Raw genomic sequence first — 22,207 nt, 5'->3', positions numbered from 1 at the left:
GTTCCGGCTGTTTTAGAACGGGAAAGATCAGCCAGACAACCAGTTCGATGGCTTTGCCGCGTTGTTTTCAGAGGCGGCGGCCCAAGTCGCTGTTATGCGCCCGGACCCGTCACCCGTCGCAGCTTGAAGAACAACCGTCGAGGGTCATCGCGCACGCACATCATCCCGGCGATCTCGTCATCGTCGATCCTCCGGAAGTAGTCCACGATCGGCTGTTTGTCGTAGACCATCGCAGCCGTGTCGATGCCGTCTAGGGTCCGAAGCTGCAACGAAGCTGTCGTGCCTCTCGCTCGAAGCAGCTTCTGCAGATAGGAGAACAAGTTGCGCGCAACGAACGTCCGGCCAAAGGGCGCCATCTTGATCGCCAGCCCGATAGGAAAGAAATTTGGCTCGATCGGCACGAGCCGGCCCGGTCTCCACCTGAAGAGCAGGGCGTCCGCTCGCATGTCGGAATGGAAGCGCTTGCCAAACCAGTTGAGATTCTCGAGCACGCCATCCAGCGGATGACCCGACGGAATACCGACTCCGCTCCAAAGGCCGACCATCTCCTTTGGCTGGACGGGCTCCAGCGACCGAAACCAGGCAGCCATCTCCTCCTGCTGATCGCCTCGCACGATTGCTCCTTCACGGATGTTCATTGCGACAAATGAAAAGAAGGTTCGGAAGTTCCCGCATTAGCGGGCCGGAAGCGACTGCTGGTGAAGGGCTTACGTCTTTAAGCGCAACGGCCCGCAGGGGCCGTTGCGGCATTTCGCCGGAGAAGACCGGCTTACGCCTCAGGCGCGCGACGGCAGCAGGGGATAGCCGACCATGACGGCGCGGCCGAGCAGGGCTGCGATGAAGGCCTTGATCACGTCGCCGGGGATGAAAGCCATTGAGCCGACGAAGGCTTTCTGGAAGCCGAGGCCGGCGGCGGTCGCCAGATAGGCAATGCCGAAGGCGTAGAGCACGACGATGCCGCCGATCATGGCGGCGAGAAAGAAGCTCACCGTCTGCACCAGGCCGGATTGCTGATGGTTGACCATCCGCTCGCTGAGATAGCCGGTGACGAAGGCGGCAAAGATCCAGCCGACGAGGAAGCCTGCCGTCGGTGCGGCGAAGATCGCAAGCCCGCCGCGGCCGCCGGAAAGCACAGGCAAGCCGATCGCCACCAGCACCAGCACGATCAGCACGGCAATCGCGCCGCGCCGGGCGCCGAGCACGACGCCGGCCATCATGACGCCGAGGGATTGCGCCGTGATCGGCACCGGAATGAAGCCGAGCGAGATTGGAGGCAGCAGGCCGAGCGCCACGATGATCGCGGCCAAGAGGGCGGTAAGAACGAGATCGCGAGTGCTCATCATGAAATCCGTGTTTATCGATCGTTAACTCACATGCCGCCGAATGCCGCGCGCGTCAATCGCCGCGGCGATATTATCCGCATCCCTGAGCGTCAGGATGATCAGCGGCGCAAGCATGGTCGTCGGCCGGACCTTCAGTCCGCGCGCCTGATGCGCCTCGCGGATCGCCTGATAACGGCCGACGATCTCCGGCACGAAACGTAGCACCAGCCCCAGCGCCAGGCCGATATCGTCGGCCTGCACCCAGCCGGTGCGTTCGAGCGGCCGGGCAAGCGCCGTCACCTCGTCGATGAACTCAGCGATCGACGTCGTCGCCGTCACGGTGGCGGCAAGCAGCATCAGCGCCGTCAGCCGCAGCAGGGGCACGAGCGCCTCCTGCCAGGGATTGAAGATGAGGTTGAAGAGTGCGACGACCGCGATCGTCAGGAAGATCGGCCGCAGCCGCCTGAGCCCATCCGCAAACGGCAGGCCGACCATCCGGTAGAGAGCCGCCGTCAGCAGCACGGCGATCGAGAGCAGAACCAGGTTCCCGCTGATGAACAGCACCACGCCGAAGATCGTCAGCGACAACAGCTTTACCCGCGGCGAAAGCCGGTGCATCACGCTGTTGCCTTCGACATAGAGCGATTGCATCAGGCGGCGATCTCCTTGTAGCGGGCGATCGCTTCGGCGGCCGGCGCATCGGCGGCAAGCTGCCCTTCATGAAACAGCAGCACCCGCTCGAAATCGGCGATCAGGTCCAGATCATGGGTGATGATGATGGCACTTTCCGGCAGCCCGGCGATGATCTTCTCGACGAGCGCCCGGTTCTTGAGGTCGAGCTGGTTGGTCGGTTCGTCGAGGATCAGAATGCCTGGCCCCGTTGCCAGCACCGAGCAGAGGGCGGCCACCTGCAACTCGCCGCCGGAAAGCTCGTGGGCGCGGCGATCGGCCAGCGCCTCAGCGCCGAAGCGGGCCAGCACGCCCTCGACCTTCGCCTCGATCTCCGCCTTGGTGAAGCCGCGCCGCTTCAGCCCGAAGGCGATGTCGTCCTTGACGATCGGCAGGATGATCTGGTTCTGCGGCGACTGGAAGATGAAGCCGACGTCCGCCACGGCAGTCTTCTCATCGCTCGTGTCGCGGCCGTTGACGGTGACGCGGCCGACCGACGGCTTGGCCAACCCGTTGATGAGCCGCGCGAACGTCGTCTTGCCCGAACCGTTGAGCCCGATGACGCCGATGCGTTTTCCACTGATGCCAAGCGTCAGCGGCTGCAGCGCCACCCGTGCCCCGAAACTGACCCCGGCACCTTCGAAACGAATATCCAAACCAATCCCTCGCATCCACGCGATCCTGCTGCCGACGTTTCGCAGCGTGGTATACGTCTTGCCCAATGAGATCGCCGCCTGCCCCTCATCCGCCTGCCGGCACCTTCTCCCCGCTCGCGGGGAGAAGGGGATATGCCGCACCGGCTTCCTTTACTCTCGACGCTGCGTTTGGCACGTCCCCTCTCCCCGCAAGCGGGGAGAGGGTTAGGGTGAGGGGCAGCCATTGGCGCCAACCTGACAGCAGTGCTTCTACACGGGGAATCGAGGATGATGAAAGCGCAAATGTCGCTGTCGATATCGGGTGGCTAGGAAGATTTTCCGGATTATGATGCGGTCATGACGAATCTGCTTTCCAATTCCGACGCCCGCCGTGTCTTCCTTGCCAAGCAGGGCCTCAGCGCCCCGCCGAACCGCGCCTTGACCAAGGCCGGCCTGCTGCAGCTCATCCACGAACTGGGTTTCGTCCAGGTCGACAGTATCCAGACGGTGGAGCGGGCGCATCATCAGATCCTGTTTTCCCGCAATCAGACCTATAGGCGCGAACATCTGAAGGCGCTGCTCGAAAAGGAACGCGCGTTGTTCGAGCACTGGACACACGATGCCTCGATCTTGCCAAGCGCCTTCTTCGTTTATTGGAAGCACAAGTTCCGCCATCAGGAGAAGGTCTTGATCGAGCGCTGGCGCAAGTGGCGCGGCGAGGGCTTCGAGGCGGCTTTCGAGGAGACCTACGAGCGCGTGCGGCGCGACGGCGCGATGCTGGCGCGCGACGTCAAGGCCGATGGCCACGTTTCCGGCGGCTGGTGGAACTGGCATCCGAACAAGACGGCGCTCGAATATTTCTGGCACACCGGCAAGCTCGCCATCGCCGGCCGCTCGAATTTCCAGAAGATCTATGATCTCACCGAGCGGGTCATTCCGGCCGAATTCCGCGAGCCGGAAGTGAGCCGCGAAGAATTCGTCGACTGGGCCTGCCGCAGCGCGCTCAACCGCCTCGGTTTTGCCACCCATGGCGAGATATCGGCCTTCTGGAACCTGGTCTCGCCCGATGAAGCCAAGGCCTGGGTATCAGCCCATCGCGACGAGCTGACCGAAGTGCTGATCGAACCGGCACTCGGCGGCAAGGCGCGCCCATCCTGGGCTTTTGCCGATTTCCTCTCGACGCTCGACACTTACCCCGGCGCTCCGCCCCGCATCCGCGTGCTCAGCCCCTTCGACCCGATGATCCGCGACCGCAACCGCACCGAACGCCTGTTCGGTTTCTTCTACCGCATTGAAGTCTTCGTGCCCGAGCCGAAGCGTGAATATGGCTATTACGTCTTCCCGCTGCTCGAAGGCGACAGGCTGATCGGCCGCATCGACATGAAGGCGGATCGAAAGAAAGCGACGCTCGATGTCAAGCGGCTCTGGCTGGAACCCGGCGTCAAGCCGTCAGCCGGGCGGCTGGAGAGGCTGGAAGCGGAGTTGGAGCGGCTGGCGCGGTTTGCCGGCGTGGAGAAGGTGGTGTTTCTGGACGGGTGGAGGGGTTAAAGCCTTCGCCGGAGCAGCAGCATCCTGTGCGAAAACCCCTCCCCATCCCCTCCCCACAAGGGGGAGGGACTAACACGCGGCACGGTACTGCCACCAAAATACGCCACATGCTGCACGGCGAGGAATGAAGCTCGACGGGCGCCACACGGCAGCCCCTCCCCCTTGTGGGGAGGGGTTGGGGAGGGGTCTTTTTCCGTGCTTGCCGGCCCCCTCAGCAGATCTCCGTCGTGCTGATCTTGATGCCGAAACCTTCGAGGCCGACATAGTGGCGCTCGCGGCTGGTCAGCAGCTTGATCGAGCTGACGCCGAGATCCTTAAGGATCTGCGCGCCGAGGCCGATTTCCAGCCATTCGCTGTCGCGGGTCTGCGCTTCGGCATGGGCCTCGCGGCCCTGGTTGCGGGCCTTGCGGCCATTGTCGGTATGGCCGACGCCGACGGAGCCCTCGCGCAGATAGACAATGACGCCGCGGCCTTGCTCGGCAATCTTCTGCATGTAGAAATCGACCGGGCTGTTCTTGCCGAACAGATCTTCGGCGACATTCTCCGGATGCAAGCGCACCGGGATGTCGACGCCGTCGCGGATGTCGCCGAAGACGACGGCGAGATGCTGCATCGGATCCCAAGGCAGGGAATAGGTATGAGCCTTGGCCTTGCCGAACGGCGTCTCGATGTCGAAGCTGGTGCCGAGTTCGATCAGCGTTTCCTTGCGCTGGCGATAGGCGATGAGATCGGCGACGGAGACGAGCTTCAGCCCGTGCTGTTCGGCAAAGTCGACCACCTGTGGGCCGCGCGTCACCGTGCCGTCGTCATTGACCAGCTCGGAGATGACGCCGATCAGCGGCAGGCCGGCGAGCTTGCAGAGGTCGACGGCGGCTTCCGTATGGCCGGAGCGCATTAGCACCCCGCCTTCGCGTGAAACCAGCGGAAAGATATGGCCGGGACGGACGAAATCGGAAGCGCCGACATTCGGATTGGCGAGGTTGCGCACCGTCAGCGTCCGGTCGTCGGCCGAGATGCCGGTCGTCGTGCCGTGCTTGAAATCGACCGAGACGGTGAAGGCCGTCGTATGGGCCGAATCGTTTTCCGCCACCATGGCGTTGAGGTTGAGGCGCTTGGCCTCTTCCTTCGGCATCGGCGCGCAGACGATGCCGGAGGTGTGGCGCACGATGAAGGCCATCTTCTCGGGCGTGCAATGCACGGCGGCGACGATCAGGTCGCCCTCGTTCTCGCGGTCATTGTCGTCCATGACGACGACGATCTCGCCGGCCTCGAAGGCCCGGATGGCGTCGACGACGCGCTTCTGGTCATAAGACATGGGCGAGCGCTCCTATTTCAGACGGCCGGTCTGGCCGCGGTCGCGAAGATAATGGTCGGCGATGGCGCAGGCGACCATCGCCTCGCCGATCGGCACGGCGCGGATGCCGACGCAGGGGTCGTGCCGGCCCTTGGTGCGGATATCGACATTCTTGCCCTCCGCATCGATCGACTGGCGTTCGGTCAGGATCGAGGAGGTCGGCTTGACGGCAAAACGCGCCACCACCGGCTGCCCGGTGGAGATGCCGCCGAGAATACCGCCGGCATTGTTGGAAAGGAAGATCGGCGCGCCGTCATTGCCCATGCGCATCTCGTCGGCATTGTCTTCGCCTGAGGTTTCGGCGGCGGCAAAACCATTGCCGATCTCGACGCCCTTGACGGCATTGATCGACATCAGTAGCGAGGCGATATCCTGGTCGAGCTTGGCATAGATCGGCGCGCCGAGGCCGGCCGGCACGCCTTCGGCGATCACTTCGATGACGGCGCCGATCGAGGAACCGTTCTTGCGGATGCCGTCGAGATATTCCTCCCAGACCGGCACGATCGCGGCATCGGGCGAGAAGAACGGGTTCTGCCCGACCTGATCCCAATCCCAGTTGCGGCGGTCGATCTTGTGTTTGCCGATCTGCACCAGCGCGCCACGGACCGTGACGCCTGGCACTACGAGGCGGGCGATGCCGCCGGCGGCAACGCGGGCGGCAGTCTCGCGCGCCGAGGAGCGGCCGCCGCCGCGATAGTCGCGAATGCCGTATTTGAGGTCATAGGTATAATCGGCATGGCCCGGGCGGTACTGCCGGGCGATCTCGCCGTAGTCCTTGGAGCGCTGGTCGGTGTTTTCGATCAGCATCGAGATCGGCGTGCCGGTGGTCGTCATCGTCTCGCCGTCGGCGTCGAGCATGACGCCTGATAGTACCTTCACCAGATCGTCCTCGCGCCGCTGCGTCACGAAGCGGGATTGGCCGGGCTTGCGCTTGTCGAGCCAGACTTGCAGGTCCTCGAGCTTGAAGCTGAGCCCCGGAGGGCAACCGTCGACGACGCAGCCGAGCGCCGGACCATGGCTTTCGCCCCAGGTGGTTACGCGGAAGAGGTGACCGAATGTATTGTGCGACATGTGTTCCCACGGTGGCGCGCCAAAGCCGATCGCGCCATTGCTTGAAAAGGCGCGACACTCATAGGCCAAAAAAACCGCCGAGGCAAAAGCCTTTCTTTGCGCTGTTTCCGTTCGTTGCCAGGGGCGGGCGGCGCATCTTGCCGCCACTCTTTCTGCGCAGGCGGAGAGGGCCAGGGCGAAGTCGATCGGCAGGCGCCGATCAGGACGCCAGCCGCCACCCCGTTCCTGTGGCTTCGTTGGTGAAATCGTCGAAGGAGAGCGGCCGCGAGAAGGCGTAGCCCTGCAGGATATCGCAGCCGAGATCGCGCAGCAGTGCGGCATGGGCCGCCGTCTCCACCCCTTCGGCCACCGTTTCGACGCCGAGCGAGCGGGCGATCTCGATGATCGAGCTGACGAGTGCGCGCTCCTGCGAGGCATTGACGATCGGCTGCACCAGCTGGCGATCGATCTTCAGCCGCTTCGGCTTCAGCTTCAACAGGCTGACGATCGAGGTATGGCCAGTACCGAAATCGTCGATCTCGATATCGATGCCGAGCGCCTTGATATGCTCGAGATTCTGCGAGACCACCTCCTCGCTCTCGTCGAGGAAGATCGATTCCACCAGTTCGAAGGAAATCTCGCCGGGGCGGATATGCAGATCGGCGAGCGATTCCAACAGGCTGCCGTCATGCAGCCGCCGCGCCGACACATTGACCGAGACCTTGGGCACGGCAATGCCCAGCGCCGTCCAGCGCACCTTGTCGCGCAGCGCCGTTTCCAGCACGATCCGGTCGAGCATCTGCACGACATTGATCTCGTCGGCGATGCGCAGGAACTTGTCGGGAGCGAGCCATCCCTTGGAGGGATGCTTCCAGCGCACCAGCGCCTCGACGCCCGTCAGCTCCATCGTCCGGGCGCAGAATTGCGGCTGGTACCAGGCGGTGAATTCGCCATTGTCAATGCCGGCGAGGATCTCGTCGGCGGTGCGCTTGGTGTTGATGATATCGGCCTGGAGATTGTGATTGAAGAATTCGAAGCGGTTGCGGCCCATGCTTTTTGCGCGGTAGAGCGCGATATCGGCATTGATCAGCACCTTGCGCGCATCGACATGGATGCCGTTGGCGAGCGCAATGCCGATCGACACGCCGCAGCGGCAGGAGAAGCCCTGGAAATCGATCGGCTGGCGCATCTCCTCGATGATCCGGGTCGAAAGCTGCGCCATCTCCTTGTCGCCGACGTCAAGCGCGAGGATGACGAACTCGTCGCCGCCGATGCGCGCGACGACGTCGCTGCCGCGGACATTCTTGGCGAGCACCTTCGAGGCGTGCACCAGCATCGCGTCGCCGGCGGCATGGCCGAGTGTGTCGTTAATGTCCTTGAAGCGGTCGAGATCGATATGCAGGATCGAGAATTTCTGCCGCTGCTGACGACCGTCCTGGGTGAGATTTTCGAGCGCGATGTCGAGCTTGCGGCGATTGGCGAGTGCCGTCAGCGGATCGTGCAGCGAATTATGCTCGATCCTGTTTTTGGCGAGCTCGAGCTCGATATTCTTGGCGACTGCCTCGTCCTTGGCCGCTTTCAGCCGGATCGTCATCAGCACGTCTTCAGTGGCGTCGAAGGCGATGCCCATGATCTTCATCTCGCCGGTCCCCGTCTGGTGGACCTTGCCGACCGAGCGCACATAACGCACCGAGCCGTCGTCGACGAGCACGCGGCAGACAAGGATATGCGTGTCGCCGTTCTTCTTGAAGTGGCGTGCGCTTTCGAGCGCTAAGGCCCGATCCTCGGGGTGGATGCAGCCAAGCCAGGTCTCCTCTGTCATGAAGCCGTTGCGCGGCGTCAACCCATAGAGCTCGTGCATCCGCTCGTTCCAGATCGAACCGCCGAGGCCCGGCCGAGCCTCCCATATGCCGCACTGATAGGAATCGAGCGCCAGGTCGAGCCGGCTGGAAAGCTCGGCGAGCTGCCCCTCGCGGCTCGAGAGCTCTTCAAGCGCCAGCTCCAGCTCGGCATTCTTGACCTCGCTCATATCCTTGGCCTTGCGCAGCGTATCGGTGGTCTCCGCATCTGCGGTCACGTCCCAGACAATGCCTATCGTCTTGCTGATGCCGCCGGCATCCGTATAGAACGAGCCGACCGAGCGCAGGTGGCGGATGCCGCCATCGCCGAGCAGGATGCGGTACTGCGCCGTGCAGGCGGCACCCGCAATGCTGCAGCTGAAGAAATGTACTTCGGCGGTGTCGCGGTCCTCGGGCAGGATCGCCGCCAGCCATTCGTCGAGCGCCCGGCTTCCTTCTTGCGCCGGTTTGCCGTGCAGGGCCGCGGCGCGCGCGTCCCAGTGCAGGCTGTTCGAATAATCCTGCAGCTCCCAAATGCCTATATTGGAGGATTCCAGCGCCAGGTTGAGCCGCTGCGACAGTTCCAGCAGTTTTGCCTCGCGCGTCTCCAGCGCGTTGATGTTGCGATTGCGCTCGCCGAGCAGCATGGTCGCAAAGAAGATCGGCACGATGATGATGAAGCCGGCGGCAACGATGATCAGCCGCAGCTCGGTGCGGTTTTCAGGAATCGCGTCCCAGCCGCTGTTCGGGACGGCGGCAAGCTCCCATTTGCCGCCGGCAAAACCGATCTTCTGGCGCATCGGATCCTTGCCGTCGATATCGGAGGACCCGAAGAACGGCGCCGGGGGAGGAGCTTTGGCAGTCGGCGCGCCGATATCGCGAATGGCGATCGAAAGATGGCCGAGATGCGGATAGCGCTCCTGGTTTTCGCGGTCGCGTGCCGGCATCAGCCCGGTCGCCTGGTAGAACATTGTCTGGTCGATGGCGACTTCGACCGCCCCCCAGATCCGCCGCTGACCATTCTCCTTGACGTAAACCGGGAAGAAGATGGCAAAGGCGTCCCGGCCGTCGGTGCTGATCGGGCCGTAGAAACGCGCCGACTGGTCGCCGGCCGCGGCGGTCATCGACTGGCGGAAGAAAAGAACCTCGCGCACGTCGCGGCCGACCCGCTCATTGCCGGATTGCGGCGGATGGATGTCGCGGATGATGAAATCGGGCGCGACGGCGATATGAATGAAAGACGGATTCTGGATCAGCAGCCAGTTGATCTGGCGTTCCATCTCCTCTCCATTTGCCGCGCTGACGGAGATCAGGTTCGTCAGGTCGCGGACGACGCTGAGGTCCATATTGATCTCGGCCATGACCCGGGCGCGGATGAGGTTTGTCTCGTTTTCGGTGCGGATATGAAGTTCGCGCACATGAGACGCAGTATTGGCCTGGTCGAGCCCGAAGCCGACCATGATGACGACCAGGGCGACAAGCGACGAAACCAGAAACGAGACGCGGCTATTCTTCAACACGCGCCGCAACTGCTTGCTGTCGCTGAGCCTGGATAACAAAATGAACCCCCATGTTGACGAGCAACTGTAGGGCGCGCGGGTTAATTTACGATTGCCCCCCTTCGACGCCGAGAGATCGCGGGAAAGGAAAAGCGCGGGTTAACGCTGCATTTTGATTATATTTAAAATCCTATTCATCAATTGGGCGGGAAAAGCCATTCTTACGGGCAATTTTCGCCATATTCAGGAGCTTATCTGTGGCCGGTCATGTTCTCGTGCAGCGTCTTAAAGGATTGTCGCCATGCGTTTCGTCGTCGCCACGCTTTTGGCAACAGCAAGCTTCCTGTCACCAATGAGCGGTTTTGCCGAGAGCGCCGATGTCGAGGCGACGATCAAGAAGGTCGACACGGCCAACCTCGTCCTGACGCTCGACGACGGCAAGACATATCAGGCGCCCGAGGAGTTCAATTTCGACGGCCTCGAAGCCGGCGTGAAGGTGATCGTCTTCTATACCGAGGTCGACGGCAAGCGCGTCATCAACGATCTCGACATCGTCAAATAGCCGGTTCTCTGGAGAATGATCGGGTGAGGTACGCGCAGATGGCTGCCCCTCACCCTAACCCTCTCCCCGTAAACGGGGCGAGGGGACGTGCCCTGCGAGAGGTTGGTGGGGAACGAAGAGGTTGCGGCATATCCCTTCGCCCCGCGAGCGGGGAGAAGGTGGCGGCAGCCGGATGAGGGGCAGGTCTCGGCAATCTCCTGGACCGACAACTCGCTCCTATCCCCAATCCGACCTAGCGCCCTGCGATGTCTACAGCCAGGCGATCGTCCGCTCAGCGGTTTCGATCCGGATGATCCGGTCCTGCGGGATCGCACCTTCCGCAGCGCTGCTCTTCGGCAGATCGGCGATGGTCTGGAAAAGCGTGCGAATGACGCCGCCATGCGTCACGCAGACCGTCGGACGATCGACGGAGTTCAGCCATGAGCCGGTGCGCCAGGAGAGGATTTCGTAGCTTTCCGCGTCGTCGCCGGGCGGGATGAAATCCCATTTCGAGGCATTGCGTTCCGCCACCCGCTCGCGCTGCGTCGCCTTCAGCTCCTTGAGCGTCGAGCCCTCCCAGTCGCCGAAGGAAATTTCCACCAGCCTCGGATCGGTGCGATAGGCAAGCGGCGCCAAGCCCATGGCGGTGCGCATGATTTCCATCGTCGCGCGTGTGCGCCCGAGCGGGCTTGCGACGAAATCGAATTCGCCGACGGCGTCGCCGAGGATCTCGGCAAGCGCGATACCGTTCTGCCGGGCCTGTTCCAGGCCCGTGGCATTCATCGGGATATCTTTCTGACCCTGCAGGCGACGTTCGGCATTCCAGTCGGTCTGGCCGTGTCTGATCACGTAGATAAGCACGGTCTCAGCTCCGCTCAGAATGCTCTAGTCCTTGACGACGGAAATGTCGGGCGCGTCGACCGCCTTCATGCCGATGACATGATAGCCGCTGTCGGCATGGTGCACTTCGCCGGTGACGGAACGCGATAGGTCGGACAGAAGATAGAGGCCGACATCGCCGACTTCCTCGATGGTGACGGTGCGGCGCAGCGGCGCGTTATATTCGTTCCACTTCAGAATATAGCGGAAATCGCCGATGCCCGAGGCGGCAAGCGTCTTGATCGGCCCGGCCGAGATGGCGTTGACGCGGATGTTCTGCGGTCCGAGGTCGACGGCGAGATATTTGACGCTCGCTTCGAGCGCGGCCTTGGCAACGCCCATGACGTTATAGTTCGGCATCACCTTTTCGGCGCCATAATAGGTCAGCGTCAGCATGGCGCCGCCTTCCGTCATCAGCTTCTCGGCGCGGCGTGCGACCGAGGTGAAGGAATAGACGGAGATCTGCATCGTCTTGGTGAAATTGTCGGCCGAGGTATCGACGTAGCGGCCGGTCAGTTCGTCCTTGTCGGAAAAGCCGATCGCATGCACGAGGAAATCGATCTTGCCCCAGAGCTTTTCGACGTTCGCGAAAACCTCATCGATGGTGGCTTCGTCGGCGACGTCACAGTGGCCGACGAGCGTCGCGCCGATTTCCGCCGCGAGCGGCTCGACGCGCTTCTTCAGCGCATCGCCCTGGTAGGTGAACGCGACTTCTCCGCCCTGCGCATGAATGGCCTTGGCAATACCCCACGCAATCGAACGATTATTGGCGACACCCATGATGACGCCGCGTTTGCCTGCCATGAGGCCGGATGCTTGAGCCATATTTCGCTCCCTAGGATTCTGATCGATCCTGCCTATGGCATAGGCCGTTAATCGGTTCAAGCTTGGCCGGGATCATCAACTGTTAGGGATCGTAATAAAGGGTGCGAATGTCATAAAAATTTCATAGGAACAGGCCTTCGCGCATGCTCCGCATGAGATCGGTGATTTTATCGTCGGGTTTTTCCCACAAGATAATGCGCAATTCGACGACGAGATCGCCTCTGCCGCCCTCTTCGCGGGGCAATCCCTGGTCAGGAATCCGGATCGTCTTATCGGAGCCGGACCATGCGGGAATCGTCACGTTCAGCGGCCCGCTCGGACCTTCGATGCGCGCCTCGGTCCCGAGCACGGCGTTTTCAATGCTGAGCGGCAACACGGCGTGCAGATCGAAACCGTCGACGGTGAAACGCGGATCGGGTGCGATGCGAATGTTGATGACCGCGTCGCCCCGCTGCATGCCCGGCAGCTTGAAACCCTGTCCCTTGAGCCTGATCTCGTGACCGTCGGTCGTGCCTGCCGGCAATGCGAAGCCGATTTCGCGGCCCTCCGGCAGCGACGCGGTGATCCAGCCGCTCTTCAATACGTCGTCGATCGTCACCGTCGCCGTCGTCACCTCATCCGGCGCTTTTTCCAGGCCGGTGTCCTTGGCGCCGGTGAAACGGCGCACCAGGTTTGTCAGGATGCTGAGCGGCAGCGACAGGTTGGCGGCGGCATTTTGCCCCGTTTCGCCCGGTTCCTCATCGCCCTTGTTTTCGGCCTCGGCGGCATCGCCATCCACCCGCCTGCCGGCCTCGCCCTGGGCGGCGTTTTGTGTCTGCTGGTTTTGGGCCTGCTGGTACTGCGTCTGCTGGGCGCGGCCCTGCGCGTGGCCGCCGGCTGCAGCCCGGGCCTGGGCGCCGAAAATGCGATCCACCATCTCGTCGGCGGCCTCAGCCGAACCTGCCTGTTGTCTGGAGCCGTCGGCGGCAGCCTTCTGGGCAGCACGCGCCAGTTCTTCCATCACGCGCTCGGCATTGGCCTGCGCCGCCTTGGCGCGCACAGCGGCCTCGCGGGCGGCCTGGCGCTGCTGCATGATCGTCTGTTCGTGCTTTTTGGCTTCCGCCATCCGCACGGCATTGTCGAACAGGCTGCGTTTGCGCGGGTCCTTCAGGGTTTCATAGGCGCGGCCGATCTCGGCGAACCGGGCCGTCGCCGTCGGATCGTCCTGATTGTGGTCTGGATGAGCTGATTTGGCCATGTTGCGCCAGGCCGCCTTGATCTCGTCTGCTGCCGCGTCGCGCTTGACGCCCAGAATTTTGTAAGGATCGCGCATGTTAAAACCGCCGGTGTTGCGATGCGGCAAGCCTCGTCCTTGCCCGGCATCCCCGTCCAATAAAACCTGTGTGGCGTCATCCGCCGCAAAGGCAGGAACGGCCACTCTCAACGCCGATCCTGCGGGCCGAGTTGCTAATCACTTGTTATTTCTGTGAAGAGATGTGGGGTGTTTTGCGGTAAATGGTTAGCTCTTTGCTAAGCATTCGGCAGAAAGCGGTCACGCGTTAACCTGTTGGGGAGGGCGCCCCCCGCGTCTTTTCGAACGCCCAAAGGACGCTGTAATATTTGAGCGACCTTGGGGAAGATCAGCTTTCCGGCTGGAAACTCAGAAGCTGCCAGTTGCCGCCGCCGACGAGGCAGGTCTTGCCGTAGAATTTGGCGATGCCGACATAGGAATGGCGGGTGGTGCGGAACTGGCGGCAGACCTGGCCGGACTCATTGTTCTCGACGATCGTATCGATGACGCCGGCACTGCCGGTCGATGCGTTCGCCCAGGGAAGCGGTTGGCCCTCGAGCCTTTGCACGTCGGCGGAGGTCACGGCGTTGCGCACGGTCATTTCGTCGGAAAGCGTGTCGGTGCTCGGCGGCGTCTGTGGCACCGTGCCGGTTGCCACCGACCGGTCGACCTTGGCTTCACTCAGGAAATCCATGCCGCCGCCGACGCAGCCGGACAGCGACAATATCGCGACGCCGATGACGAAGAACACACTGCTGCGTCGCCGCAGGCCCTTTGTATGGCGAGATGACTTTGTTATGACTTCCACCCTGCATCCTGTCCAGTTATCAAAAGCTGGGCGAGTTTTGAATAATCCGGGGCATTTGAACCAATATGTCGGCAAACGAGTTAACAAGCGGTGACTTTACCGAAAGTGGCGAGCCCTTCAAGCTCTTTGCCGAATGGCTGAAAGAAGCCGAGGCTTCCGAGCCCAATGACCCCAATGCTGTGGCGCTGGCAACGGTCGATGAGGATGGTCTTCCCAATGTCCGCATGGTTCTCCTGAAGGGATTCGACGACGACGGTTTCGTCTTTTACACCAATTTCGAGAGCCAGAAAGGCCGCGAAATTCTCGGCCAGAAAAAGGCCGCCATGTGCTTTCACTGGAAAAGCCTGCGCCGGCAGGTCAGGCTGCGCGGCCCGGTCGAGATCGTCACCGATGCCGAAGCGGACGCCTATTTCAAGACGCGGGCCCGCGGCAGCCGTATCGGCGCCTGGGCCTCAAAACAATCCCGCCCGCTCGAAAGCCGTTTCGCGCTGGAAAAGGCCGTGGCCGAATATACCGCGCGTTATGCCATCGGCGAGATTCCGCGCCCCGCCCACTGGTCGGGCTTCCGCATCCGGCCGACCTCGATCGAATTCTGGAAGGACCAGAAATTCCGCCTGCATGACCGGGTCGAATTCCGCCGCCCATTACCGGAAGGCGAATGGGACAAGGTGAGGATGTACCCGTAACGGGCTTTACCGGCCCATCAGCTTCAGCGGTATGCCGGAGGCGAGCGCCGAGACGTAGCGTCGCTTCTGGTAGAAGCCGTTCAGCGAAATGCGCGGGAGATAGCCGGTGAGCCGCGCTGACGGCAGCCCGGGCTGCGTGGTGACCGCAAGGGTAAAGCCGAGATTGCGAGCGATGCGCGCCTCGCGGGCGGTGGCAGCCTCCGGCGTGCCATAGGGATAGGCGATCGTCTCGGGACGGATGCCGGTCACCGCCTCGACGTAATCCGCCGAAACCTGCATTTCGATTCGCGCTTCGGCTTCCGGCAGCCGGGCGAGCGCCCGATGGCTGATCGTATGGGCGCCGAGCGTTGCGAGCGGATGTGCCGCCAGCCATTGCAATTCGCCAGGCCCCATCACCAACTCGCGGACGATATCCGTCGGCTCGATGCCGTTTTCGCGCGCCAGCAGATCGATGGCGGCAACGGCGCGCGCCTCGTCGGAGCCGTGGATATAGGCGGCAAAGCGGTCGAAGGCATGCCATTGCTGCTGCGGGCTGTCGAGCGCCAGGCGCTCTCTGCCGCGGCCGAAATCGAAGTGGATTTCGCTTGGCCGGCGCAAGAGGACGGCGAGCGTTTCCCACCAGATGCTGTGAGAGGCTTTGGCAAAACCCTGGGCGACAAACACCGTGAACGGCGCCTGATGCCGCTCGAACACCGGCAGCGCATGCTCCAGATTGTTGCTGTATCCGTCGTCAAGCGTGAAGGCCACAAACGGCCTGTCACCCTCGGGCTCCGCTAGCAGCGCCGGCACCTGATCGAGCGGCACGAAGCGGTAGCCCTCTCGCCGCAGCCGCCGCAGCGCCGCGTCGAGAAAACGGGGAGTGATTTCGAGATGCGCATTCGGCTCGAAGGCCTGGGCCACGTGCGGGCGGACATGATGCAGCGTGAAGACGACGCCGCGCCCGCGCGCTTCGCGCATCAGCCCGGCCAAGGCGAGCAGCCAGGAAAACTCGAGCCCGGCGCCGATCGCCAGTCGCTTGCCCAATCGCTTGAATTGTCCAGTCATGCGGTGCCTATCCCTTGCCTTTCAGGAAATTAGCAAGTGCGACTTAAGCCTTGCTGAATCCCGATCCGGCACGGGTCTTTCATTTCCTGTTTACCAAGACGACGAAAAGACTAGAAAAATGATAGGCGTTGCCTCAAAGTCGCGCCAAACTTACGGCTTCTGTCACATTACGGTACAAATGCCGGTCTGACCGAGAGCCCGCATCAAGGGCTGCGCATCAGGGCCAACGTATGAGGGGCCAGCATATGAGGGGAAAGTGCATGAGAAAGCTTTTGGCGGCTGTTTTGACCGTAACGCTTGCCGTTTCGGCGCCGCTTGCGGCCCTTGCCGGCAACGCTTCGCTGATCCTCGATGCCCGGACCGGCAAGGTTCTCGCTTCCGAAAACGCCGATACGCTGAACCATCCGGCCTCGCTGACGAAGATGATGACGCTCTATCTCACCTTCGAGGCGTTGAAGCGCGGCAAGATCACCTGGGACACGCAGATCCGGATGTCGAAATACGCAGCTGCACGCCCGCCGACCAAGCTTGGCGTCAAGGCGGGCGGCACGATCACCGTGCGCGAGGCGGTCTATGGCATGATCGTCAAATCCGCCAATGATGCCGCCTCCGCCATGGGTGAGAAGCTCGCCGGCTCGGAAAGCGGCTTTGCTCGGGTGATGACGGCCAAAGCCCGCCAGCTCGGCATGAGCCGCACCGTCTTCGTTAACGCCTCCGGCCTGCCGGACGGCCGACAGGTCACGACGGCGCGTGACATGTCGACGCTCGCCATCGCGCTGATGAAGAATTATCCGAACGAATACCGGCTGTTTTCGACGGCCAGTTTCAATTTCCGCGGCCGGACGGTGCGCGGCCACAACAATCTCATGTACCGCTACCAGGGCATGGACGGCATCAAGACCGGTTATACCAACGCTTCCGGCTTCAACCTCGTCAGCGCCGTCAGGGACGGCAACCGCCGCGTTGTCGGCGTCGTGCTCGGCGGCCGCACCGCCCGCAGCCGCGACGCCAAGATGGCTGGTTTGCTCGACCGTTATCTCGGCCGTGCCTCGTCTTCTGGCGGCGCAAAGCTGGTGGCGAGCGTCGGCGCGAGGGAACCCGTCGAAGTCGCGTCCGCCGCCGAGGCCTCCGATGTTCCGGTGCCGCTCAACGCACCGCGCCCGGCCGACGATCTCGCAGCAAAGAGCCTTGCCTATGCCGATGACGCCGTCGTGCCGCTGGAGCGTCCCGTCGCGATGGACGAGATCCTCAACGCCGGCAAGACACCGAAGACATCGGCAGAGAAGACCAATGGCGACTGGCAGATCCAGATCTCGGCCGCACCGAGCGCCGATGCGGCGCGTGCGCTTCTCGCCCAGGCGAAGTCGGAAGGCGGCGCACCGCTCGTCTCCGCCTCGCCCTATACGGAGGCGGTCGGGCAGGGGGTCAACAAGATCTATCGCGCCCGCTTCGTCGGCTTCGCCAGCAAGGATGCCGCCGTCTCGGCCTGCGACGCTCTGAAGCAGCGCTCCTATGACTGCATGCTGCTGCCGGACCACGGCTGACCGCCGCTCCAGCACTCTGGACAATCCACGCGGGACAATCCCACGCTGGACAAACATTGGGAATCAGCGTCTCCTCCATAAACAAAAGGAGAACGTTTATGCTGCGCCGTCTCGCCGATCAGTTCGAAATTTCTTCCTCCACCCATGTCGCGGCCCACGGCATCGAGCGTGATGCCGATTGGTTCCTTCTGAAACTCCAGGAGGAAATGGGCGAGCTGACACAGGCCTGGAACCGGCTGACCGGGCGCGGTCGTGCGAAGGGGCGTTCACCGGAAGATATGCAGGCAGACCTTGCCGACGAGGCCGCCGACGTCCTCGGCCACCTCCTGCTTTTCGCCCGACACAACGATATCGACCTTGCCGCCGCGATCGAACGCAAGTGGCTGTTTCAGCCGGCGCAAACGTCGAAGAGCTGATGCAACGCGCCGAAAATGCGCAGTGTGTTTGGGGGGCGACGGCATTTCGATCTGACGCGCTTTAGGCGAGACTGTCCCTCGTCAACCGCACCAGGATTCTCCCTCAGCTTAAGTCAGCCGACCTTATAGCGGTAGAATTTGCTGTCCACCGCCATCAGCGGGAAGGCGCGGGGAAGGGCGCTCCTGGCGATCTCGCTAAAGCCGTTCTTCTCGTAGAAGCGATGGGCGGCGACGAACTTGTCCGTCGTGCCGAGGAAGATATCGGTGAGGCCGGCATCCCTGGCATGGGCAGACAACCGATCGAGAAGCCGTGCGGCCACGCCATGCTCGGAGCCGCGAACTTCAGCTGAGACGAACATCTTGCGCAGCGCCGCCTGGTTATTGCCGATATCCTTGAGCCCGACCGTGCCGACGATGGCGCCATCCTTGACGGCGACCCAGAACTGCCCCTTGCCGGACTGATAGAAATCCGGGATGACCCTGAGATCCGGCTGCTCATCCGCGGTGATATCGATGCCGAATTCCTCGCGCTGGATCGGCAGGATCACCGAAAGCACGGCATCGGCGTCATCAGCGGTGAAGGGTCTGATTTCAACGTCCGCCATGACGGGTCCTTTCGCCTCAGGTCTGCGTGCCGCCGACCGTCACCTGATCCATGCGCAGATGCGGCTGGCCGACGCCGACCGGAACCCACTGGCCGGCCTTGCCGCAATTGCCGATGCCGGTATCGAGCTTCATGTCGTTGCCGATCATCGACACCCGCTTCATCGCATCCGGGCCGTTTCCGATCAGCATCGCGCCCTTGATCGGCGCGCCGACCTTGCCGTTCTCGATCAGATAGGCCTCGGTGCAGCCGAAGACGAACTTGCCCGAGGTGATGTCCACCTGGCCGCCGCCGAAGGAGACGGCATAAATACCCTTCTTCACCGAGGCGATGATTTCCTCCGGCGTCTTGTCGCCGCCGAGCATATAGGTGTTGGTCATGCGCGGCATCGGCACATGGGAATAGCCCTGGCGGCGGCCGTTGCCGGTCGGAACCATGCCCATCAGCCGGGCATTCTGCCGATCCTGCATGTAACCGACGAGCTTGCCGTTCTCGATCAGCACATTATAGGCCGAGGGCGTGCCCTCATCGTCGATGGTGATCGAGCCGCGGCGATTGTCGATCGTGCCGTCATCGACGACGGTGACGCCGGGAGCGGCGACCATCTGGCCGAGAAGGCCGGCAAAGGCCGAGGTTTTCTTGCGGTTGAAATCGCCTTCCAACCCGTGACCGACAGCCTCGTGCAGCATCACGCCCGGCCAGCCGGAGCCGAGCACCACGTCCATCGTGCCCGCCGGCGCATCGATCGCCTCGAGATTGACGAGCGCCTGGCGCAGCGCCTCGTCGGCGCCGTATTGCCAGCTGCCCTCGGCGATGAAGTCGCCGAAGCCGATGCGCCCGCCGTGGCCGTAAGAGCCGCTCTCCTGCCGATCGCCTTCGCCGACCATGACCGAAATGTTGATGCGCGTCATCGGCCGGATGTCGCGCACGCGATGTCCGTCGGCGCGCAGGATATCGACGACCTGCCAGCTAGCGGCGACCGAGGCAGTCACCTGCCGAACCTTGTCATCCTTGCCCCTGAGATAGGCGTCGATGTCCTGCAGGACCTTGACCTTCTCCTCGAAGCTCGGCTGACCGATCGGGTTCTCGTCGCTGTAGAATTTCTTGTTGGTGCCCTGGGGTGCGGCGGCATAGGAGCCGGAATAGCCGCGCGTCACCGCGCCGACGGCATCGGCCGCCCGCTTCAGCGCCGCCACCGAGAGATCGCCGGCATGGGCATACCCCACCGCTTCGCCGGCAACGGCGCGCAGGCCGAAACCCTGTTCGGTGTTGAAGCTGCCGCCCTTGAGCCGGCCATTGTCGAAGGTCAGCGCTTCCGCCTGCGCATGCTCGATGAACAGTTCGCCGTCATCGGCGCCGGACAGAGCCTCGGCCACATGCTTGCGCATCGTAGCTTCGTCGGCATCGAAAAGCGTCAGGAGATCGGTGTTCATGATAGGGCTCCAATGGGCATGCGTTCGGGAGTGCACTTACACCCTAGATAGGGCTCCATATAACAAGGAGTGAAGCCCTGCCGTCGAATTATTCTTTTTTAATGGGATGGGAGCGGCAAACCGCCTTGCGCTGCGTGGCGGCGCGGCCTTTCTACATAATCAGCTTGGGAGCCGATTTGTTCGAGATGGTGAGCAAACAAATGCCCCTCACCCTAACCCTCTCCCCGTAAAAACGGGGCGAGGGGACGTGCCTTACGCGAGGTGAGTGGGGAACGGAGAGGTTGCGGCATATCCCCTTCGCCCCGCGAGCGGGGAGAAGGTGGCGGCAGCCGGATGAGGGGCGGGCCACGGAGAAGACGGTTGCCCTCACGGCAGAGCGTCGAAACCTTCGGCGAAGCCCTTGAGGTCGACGGGGATGCCGATGCCTTCCTCCGGGGTCTGGAAGACGATGAAAGTTGCCTGGGCGCCGCTGCGGAAGGTCTTGAGCAGTTCATCTTCGAGCACGACCTCGGCATAGCAGCCATCGGCGAAGCAGCGGACGAAATAGGCGCGGCCGATATCCTTGCCGTCGACATTGAGCCCGAGGCCGTTTGGCAGCAGCACGCCGAGCGGTGCCAGCACGCGCAGGATCTTCGACTTGCGGTCGGCCGTCTTCAGGACGACGACGGAAAGCCCGACCTCCGGCCGATCCTCGGCGATGACATTCTGCATCAGCGCGCATTGTTCGGTCGCTGCACCCGCCGGCTTGTCGCAGACGACGGACCATGCGCCATGATTGGACTTCACCGTGCCCGGCGCCGGCGGCTGTGTCTGGCCAGGCACCGGTTCGACATTCGGTTTGGCGGCGCTCGGCTGTTGCGGCGCCGGAGCAGGGGCCGGCGCCGGCGCGGAAGCCGGGGGCTGGGCCTGTGACGGAGTGGGTTGCTGCTGTGCGAAAACGGGCGTCGTCGCTGCGGCCGCGATGCTGGCAGTCAGGAGAAGCGACTGCGCGAGGGAACGGAAACCCATGGAAACCTCTGGATATCGAATCATTGCGGCTATTGTTGAAGCTGCCCACCAAAAATGAAAAGCCCCACCCCGTGAAAACCGGGGGACTGCGGCGGAAATTGGACCTTTGCGAAAGAATGTTTCGCGCGCGGATTGGCCGGAAAGCCGTTTTTTCATATGCTGATGAAAAACTTGGGATGTTTTGCCGTTCCACCCTGCCTATGCTTTGAGCAAAAATGCCGCATAGACAATTGCTCTGACCTGTTGCGGCAAATGCCAAACTGTGGTTTGAAGCGCTGAAGATGGCAAGGATTCTGCGTTCTATTTTGCAGGTCAAGCGCTCGAGGGAGATACTAAGGTGATGAAGAAGGCTTATGCAGCCCTGACCACGCTGGTCTGTCTGCTTTTTGCTTCCGGCACATATGCCGACCAGCCCACGCCGTGGCAGGCGACGCTGCAGCCGGCGGCAACGCCGATCATGCGGGAAATCCACTGGTTCGAACAATATACCCTGTGGTTTATCGTTCCGATCACGCTTTTCGTTCTGGTCCTGCTCATCGTCGTCTGTTTCAAGTTCCGCGCCAGCGCGAACCCGGTTCCCTCGAAGACGAGCCACAACACGCTGATCGAGATTGCCTGGACCGTGGGGCCGGTCCTGGTGCTGCTTTTTCTTGCCATTCCCTCGTTCAACCTGCTGACGGCGCAGCTGACGCTGCCCGAAAACCCCGATGTGACGATCAAGGCGACCGCCACCCAGTGGCAGTGGAACTACGAATATGAAGGTTCGGGCGAAAGCCCGCTGGCTTTCGATTCCTTCCTGCTGAAGGATCAGGACCGCGCAGCCGCCGGCAAGGAAGACAAGTCGATCTATCCGCGGCTTCTCGCCGTCGACAACGAGCTGGTCCTGCCGGTCAACAAGACGGTCCGCGTTCTCGTGACCGCATCACCGACCGACGTCATCCACGCCTTCGCCATGCCGTCCTTCGGCGTCAAGATCGATGCCGTGCCGGGCCGCCTGAACGAGACCTGGTTCAAGGCCGAGCGCGAAGGCCTGTTCTACGGCCAGTGTTCCGAGCTCTGCGGCAAGGACCATGCGTTCATGCCGATCGCCATCCGCGTCGTCTCCGAGGACAAGTACAAGCAGTGGCTGACCGCAGCCGCCAGCGACCTGCCCGGCGCCTACAAGACACTCATGGCCGCAACCGATGGTCCCGCAAAGACCGTCAACGTCGCCGAAGCACAGTAATAAAGGGGA

Annotated in this window: 21 protein-coding genes; 6 read left to right on the top strand and 15 right to left on the bottom strand. The window is 62.5% G+C overall.

The window, feature by feature from the left end; translation table 11 throughout:
• Positions 1 to 92: 92 nt before the first annotated feature.
• The 4 genes from V8P77_RS24730 to V8P77_RS24715 form a co-directional block, all read right to left on the bottom strand.
• A complete protein-coding gene (locus V8P77_RS24730; protein WP_335914617.1) occupies positions 93 to 638 on the bottom strand; it encodes a GXWXG domain-containing protein in 546 nt (181 codons plus the stop codon).
• A gap of 138 nt (positions 639 to 776) precedes the next feature.
• Entirely contained in the window at positions 777 to 1,340 is a 564-nt protein-coding gene (locus V8P77_RS24725) for a biotin transporter BioY (RefSeq protein WP_335914616.1), read from the bottom strand.
• 24 nt (positions 1,341 to 1,364) lie between these two features.
• Positions 1,365 to 1,973, bottom strand: coding sequence for an energy-coupling factor transporter transmembrane component T family protein (locus tag V8P77_RS24720; protein ID WP_335914615.1), 609 nt, complete (start codon positions 1,971 to 1,973; stop codon positions 1,365 to 1,367).
• Entirely contained in the window at positions 1,973 to 2,647 is a 675-nt protein-coding gene (locus V8P77_RS24715) for an energy-coupling factor ABC transporter ATP-binding protein (protein ID WP_335914614.1), read from the bottom strand. The genes V8P77_RS24720 and V8P77_RS24715 overlap by 1 nt, the downstream gene beginning before the upstream one ends.
• A gap of 336 nt (positions 2,648 to 2,983) precedes the next feature.
• Here V8P77_RS24715 and V8P77_RS24710 point away from each other — a divergent pair, with 336 nt between their 5' ends.
• Positions 2,984 to 4,174: a winged helix-turn-helix domain-containing protein gene (locus V8P77_RS24710; RefSeq protein ID WP_335914613.1), complete on the top strand. Its 1,191-nt coding sequence runs from the start codon at positions 2,984 to 2,986 to the stop codon at positions 4,172 to 4,174.
• Positions 4,175 to 4,385: 211 nt separating this feature from the next.
• On the opposite strand, the gene ribB is transcribed toward V8P77_RS24710, so the two are convergent.
• The 3 genes from ribB to V8P77_RS24695 all read right to left on the bottom strand — a co-directional run bounded on the left by ribB (position 4,386) and on the right by V8P77_RS24695 (position 9,975).
• Entirely contained in the window at positions 4,386 to 5,489 is a 1,104-nt protein-coding gene (ribB, locus tag V8P77_RS24705; protein ID WP_020048761.1) for a 3,4-dihydroxy-2-butanone-4-phosphate synthase, read from the bottom strand.
• Positions 5,490 to 5,501: 12 nt separating this feature from the next.
• On the bottom strand, positions 5,502 to 6,599 hold the full coding sequence (aroC, locus tag V8P77_RS24700; RefSeq protein ID WP_335914612.1) for a chorismate synthase: 1,098 nt from the start codon (positions 6,597 to 6,599) through the stop codon (positions 5,502 to 5,504).
• 199 nt (positions 6,600 to 6,798) lie between these two features.
• Positions 6,799 to 9,975 carry a bifunctional diguanylate cyclase/phosphodiesterase gene (locus tag V8P77_RS24695; protein ID WP_335914611.1) on the bottom strand — a complete coding sequence of 1,059 codons (3,177 nt, stop codon included), beginning with the start codon at positions 9,973 to 9,975 and terminating at the stop codon, positions 6,799 to 6,801.
• A 241-nt stretch (positions 9,976 to 10,216) separates the two neighbouring features.
• Here V8P77_RS24695 and V8P77_RS24690 point away from each other — a divergent pair, with 241 nt between their 5' ends.
• Positions 10,217 to 10,477 (top strand): DUF1344 domain-containing protein, encoded by a 261-nt coding sequence (locus V8P77_RS24690; protein ID WP_003569889.1) that lies wholly within the window; start codon positions 10,217 to 10,219, stop codon positions 10,475 to 10,477.
• 249 nt (positions 10,478 to 10,726) lie between these two features.
• Here the strand turns inward: V8P77_RS24690 and V8P77_RS24685 are convergent, their stop codons facing one another.
• The 4 genes from V8P77_RS24685 to V8P77_RS24670 all read right to left on the bottom strand — a co-directional run bounded on the left by V8P77_RS24685 (position 10,727) and on the right by V8P77_RS24670 (position 14,238).
• Positions 10,727 to 11,317 carry a histidine phosphatase family protein gene (locus tag V8P77_RS24685; protein WP_335914610.1) on the bottom strand — a complete coding sequence of 197 codons (591 nt, stop codon included), beginning with the start codon at positions 11,315 to 11,317 and terminating at the stop codon, positions 10,727 to 10,729.
• Positions 11,318 to 11,341: 24 nt separating this feature from the next.
• Positions 11,342 to 12,160: an enoyl-ACP reductase FabI gene (gene fabI / locus V8P77_RS24680; RefSeq protein ID WP_335914609.1), complete on the bottom strand. Its 819-nt coding sequence runs from the start codon at positions 12,158 to 12,160 to the stop codon at positions 11,342 to 11,344.
• Positions 12,161 to 12,281: 121 nt separating this feature from the next.
• Entirely contained in the window at positions 12,282 to 13,502 is a 1,221-nt protein-coding gene (locus tag V8P77_RS24675) for a J domain-containing protein (RefSeq protein WP_335914608.1), read from the bottom strand.
• 277 nt (positions 13,503 to 13,779) lie between these two features.
• Positions 13,780 to 14,238, bottom strand: a complete 459-nt coding sequence (locus V8P77_RS24670; RefSeq protein WP_335914607.1) for an RT0821/Lpp0805 family surface protein — start codon at positions 14,236 to 14,238, stop codon at positions 13,780 to 13,782.
• A gap of 65 nt (positions 14,239 to 14,303) precedes the next feature.
• On the opposite strand from V8P77_RS24670, the gene pdxH reads away from it, so the two are divergent.
• The gene (gene pdxH, locus V8P77_RS24665; RefSeq protein ID WP_020048768.1) at positions 14,304 to 14,924 is read left to right on the top strand and encodes a pyridoxamine 5'-phosphate oxidase; all 621 of its coding nucleotides are present in this window, start codon (positions 14,304 to 14,306) and stop codon (positions 14,922 to 14,924) included.
• Between the two features lie 6 nt (positions 14,925 to 14,930).
• Here pdxH and V8P77_RS24660 read toward each other — a convergent pair whose 3' ends face one another.
• Positions 14,931 to 15,968, bottom strand: a complete 1,038-nt coding sequence (locus tag V8P77_RS24660; protein WP_335914606.1) for a polysaccharide deacetylase family protein — start codon at positions 15,966 to 15,968, stop codon at positions 14,931 to 14,933.
• 260 nt (positions 15,969 to 16,228) lie between these two features.
• Between V8P77_RS24660 and V8P77_RS24655 the strand changes: the two genes are divergently transcribed.
• Together V8P77_RS24655 and V8P77_RS24650 are read left to right on the top strand one after the other, a co-directional pair.
• The gene (locus V8P77_RS24655) at positions 16,229 to 17,512 is read left to right on the top strand and encodes a serine hydrolase (RefSeq protein ID WP_335914605.1); all 1,284 of its coding nucleotides are present in this window, start codon (positions 16,229 to 16,231) and stop codon (positions 17,510 to 17,512) included.
• Between the two features lie 98 nt (positions 17,513 to 17,610).
• Complete coding sequence (locus tag V8P77_RS24650) at positions 17,611 to 17,928, top strand: pyrophosphohydrolase domain-containing protein (protein ID WP_335914604.1); 318 nt, start codon at positions 17,611 to 17,613, stop codon at positions 17,926 to 17,928.
• Positions 17,929 to 18,041: 113 nt separating this feature from the next.
• On the opposite strand, the gene V8P77_RS24645 is transcribed toward V8P77_RS24650, so the two are convergent.
• From V8P77_RS24645 to V8P77_RS24635, 3 genes are all read right to left on the bottom strand, one after another.
• A complete protein-coding gene (locus V8P77_RS24645; RefSeq protein WP_335914603.1) occupies positions 18,042 to 18,533 on the bottom strand; it encodes a GNAT family N-acetyltransferase in 492 nt (163 codons plus the stop codon).
• A gap of 16 nt (positions 18,534 to 18,549) precedes the next feature.
• Complete coding sequence (gene tldD, locus V8P77_RS24640; protein WP_335914602.1) at positions 18,550 to 19,965, bottom strand: metalloprotease TldD; 1,416 nt, start codon at positions 19,963 to 19,965, stop codon at positions 18,550 to 18,552.
• Between the two features lie 366 nt (positions 19,966 to 20,331).
• Complete coding sequence (locus tag V8P77_RS24635) at positions 20,332 to 20,997, bottom strand: invasion associated locus B family protein (protein WP_205937191.1); 666 nt, start codon at positions 20,995 to 20,997, stop codon at positions 20,332 to 20,334.
• Positions 20,998 to 21,313: 316 nt separating this feature from the next.
• Between V8P77_RS24635 and coxB the strand changes: the two genes are divergently transcribed.
• A complete protein-coding gene (gene coxB, locus V8P77_RS24630) occupies positions 21,314 to 22,198 on the top strand; it encodes a cytochrome c oxidase subunit II (protein ID WP_335914601.1) in 885 nt (294 codons plus the stop codon).
• Positions 22,199 to 22,207: the final 9 nt, after the last annotated feature.

Origin of the sequence: Rhizobium aouanii, assembly GCF_037002925.1 — a bacterium.
Lineage (GTDB): Bacteria > Pseudomonadota > Alphaproteobacteria > Rhizobiales > Rhizobiaceae > Rhizobium > Rhizobium aouanii.
This window is presented reverse-complemented; position numbering and strand designations above follow the sequence as displayed.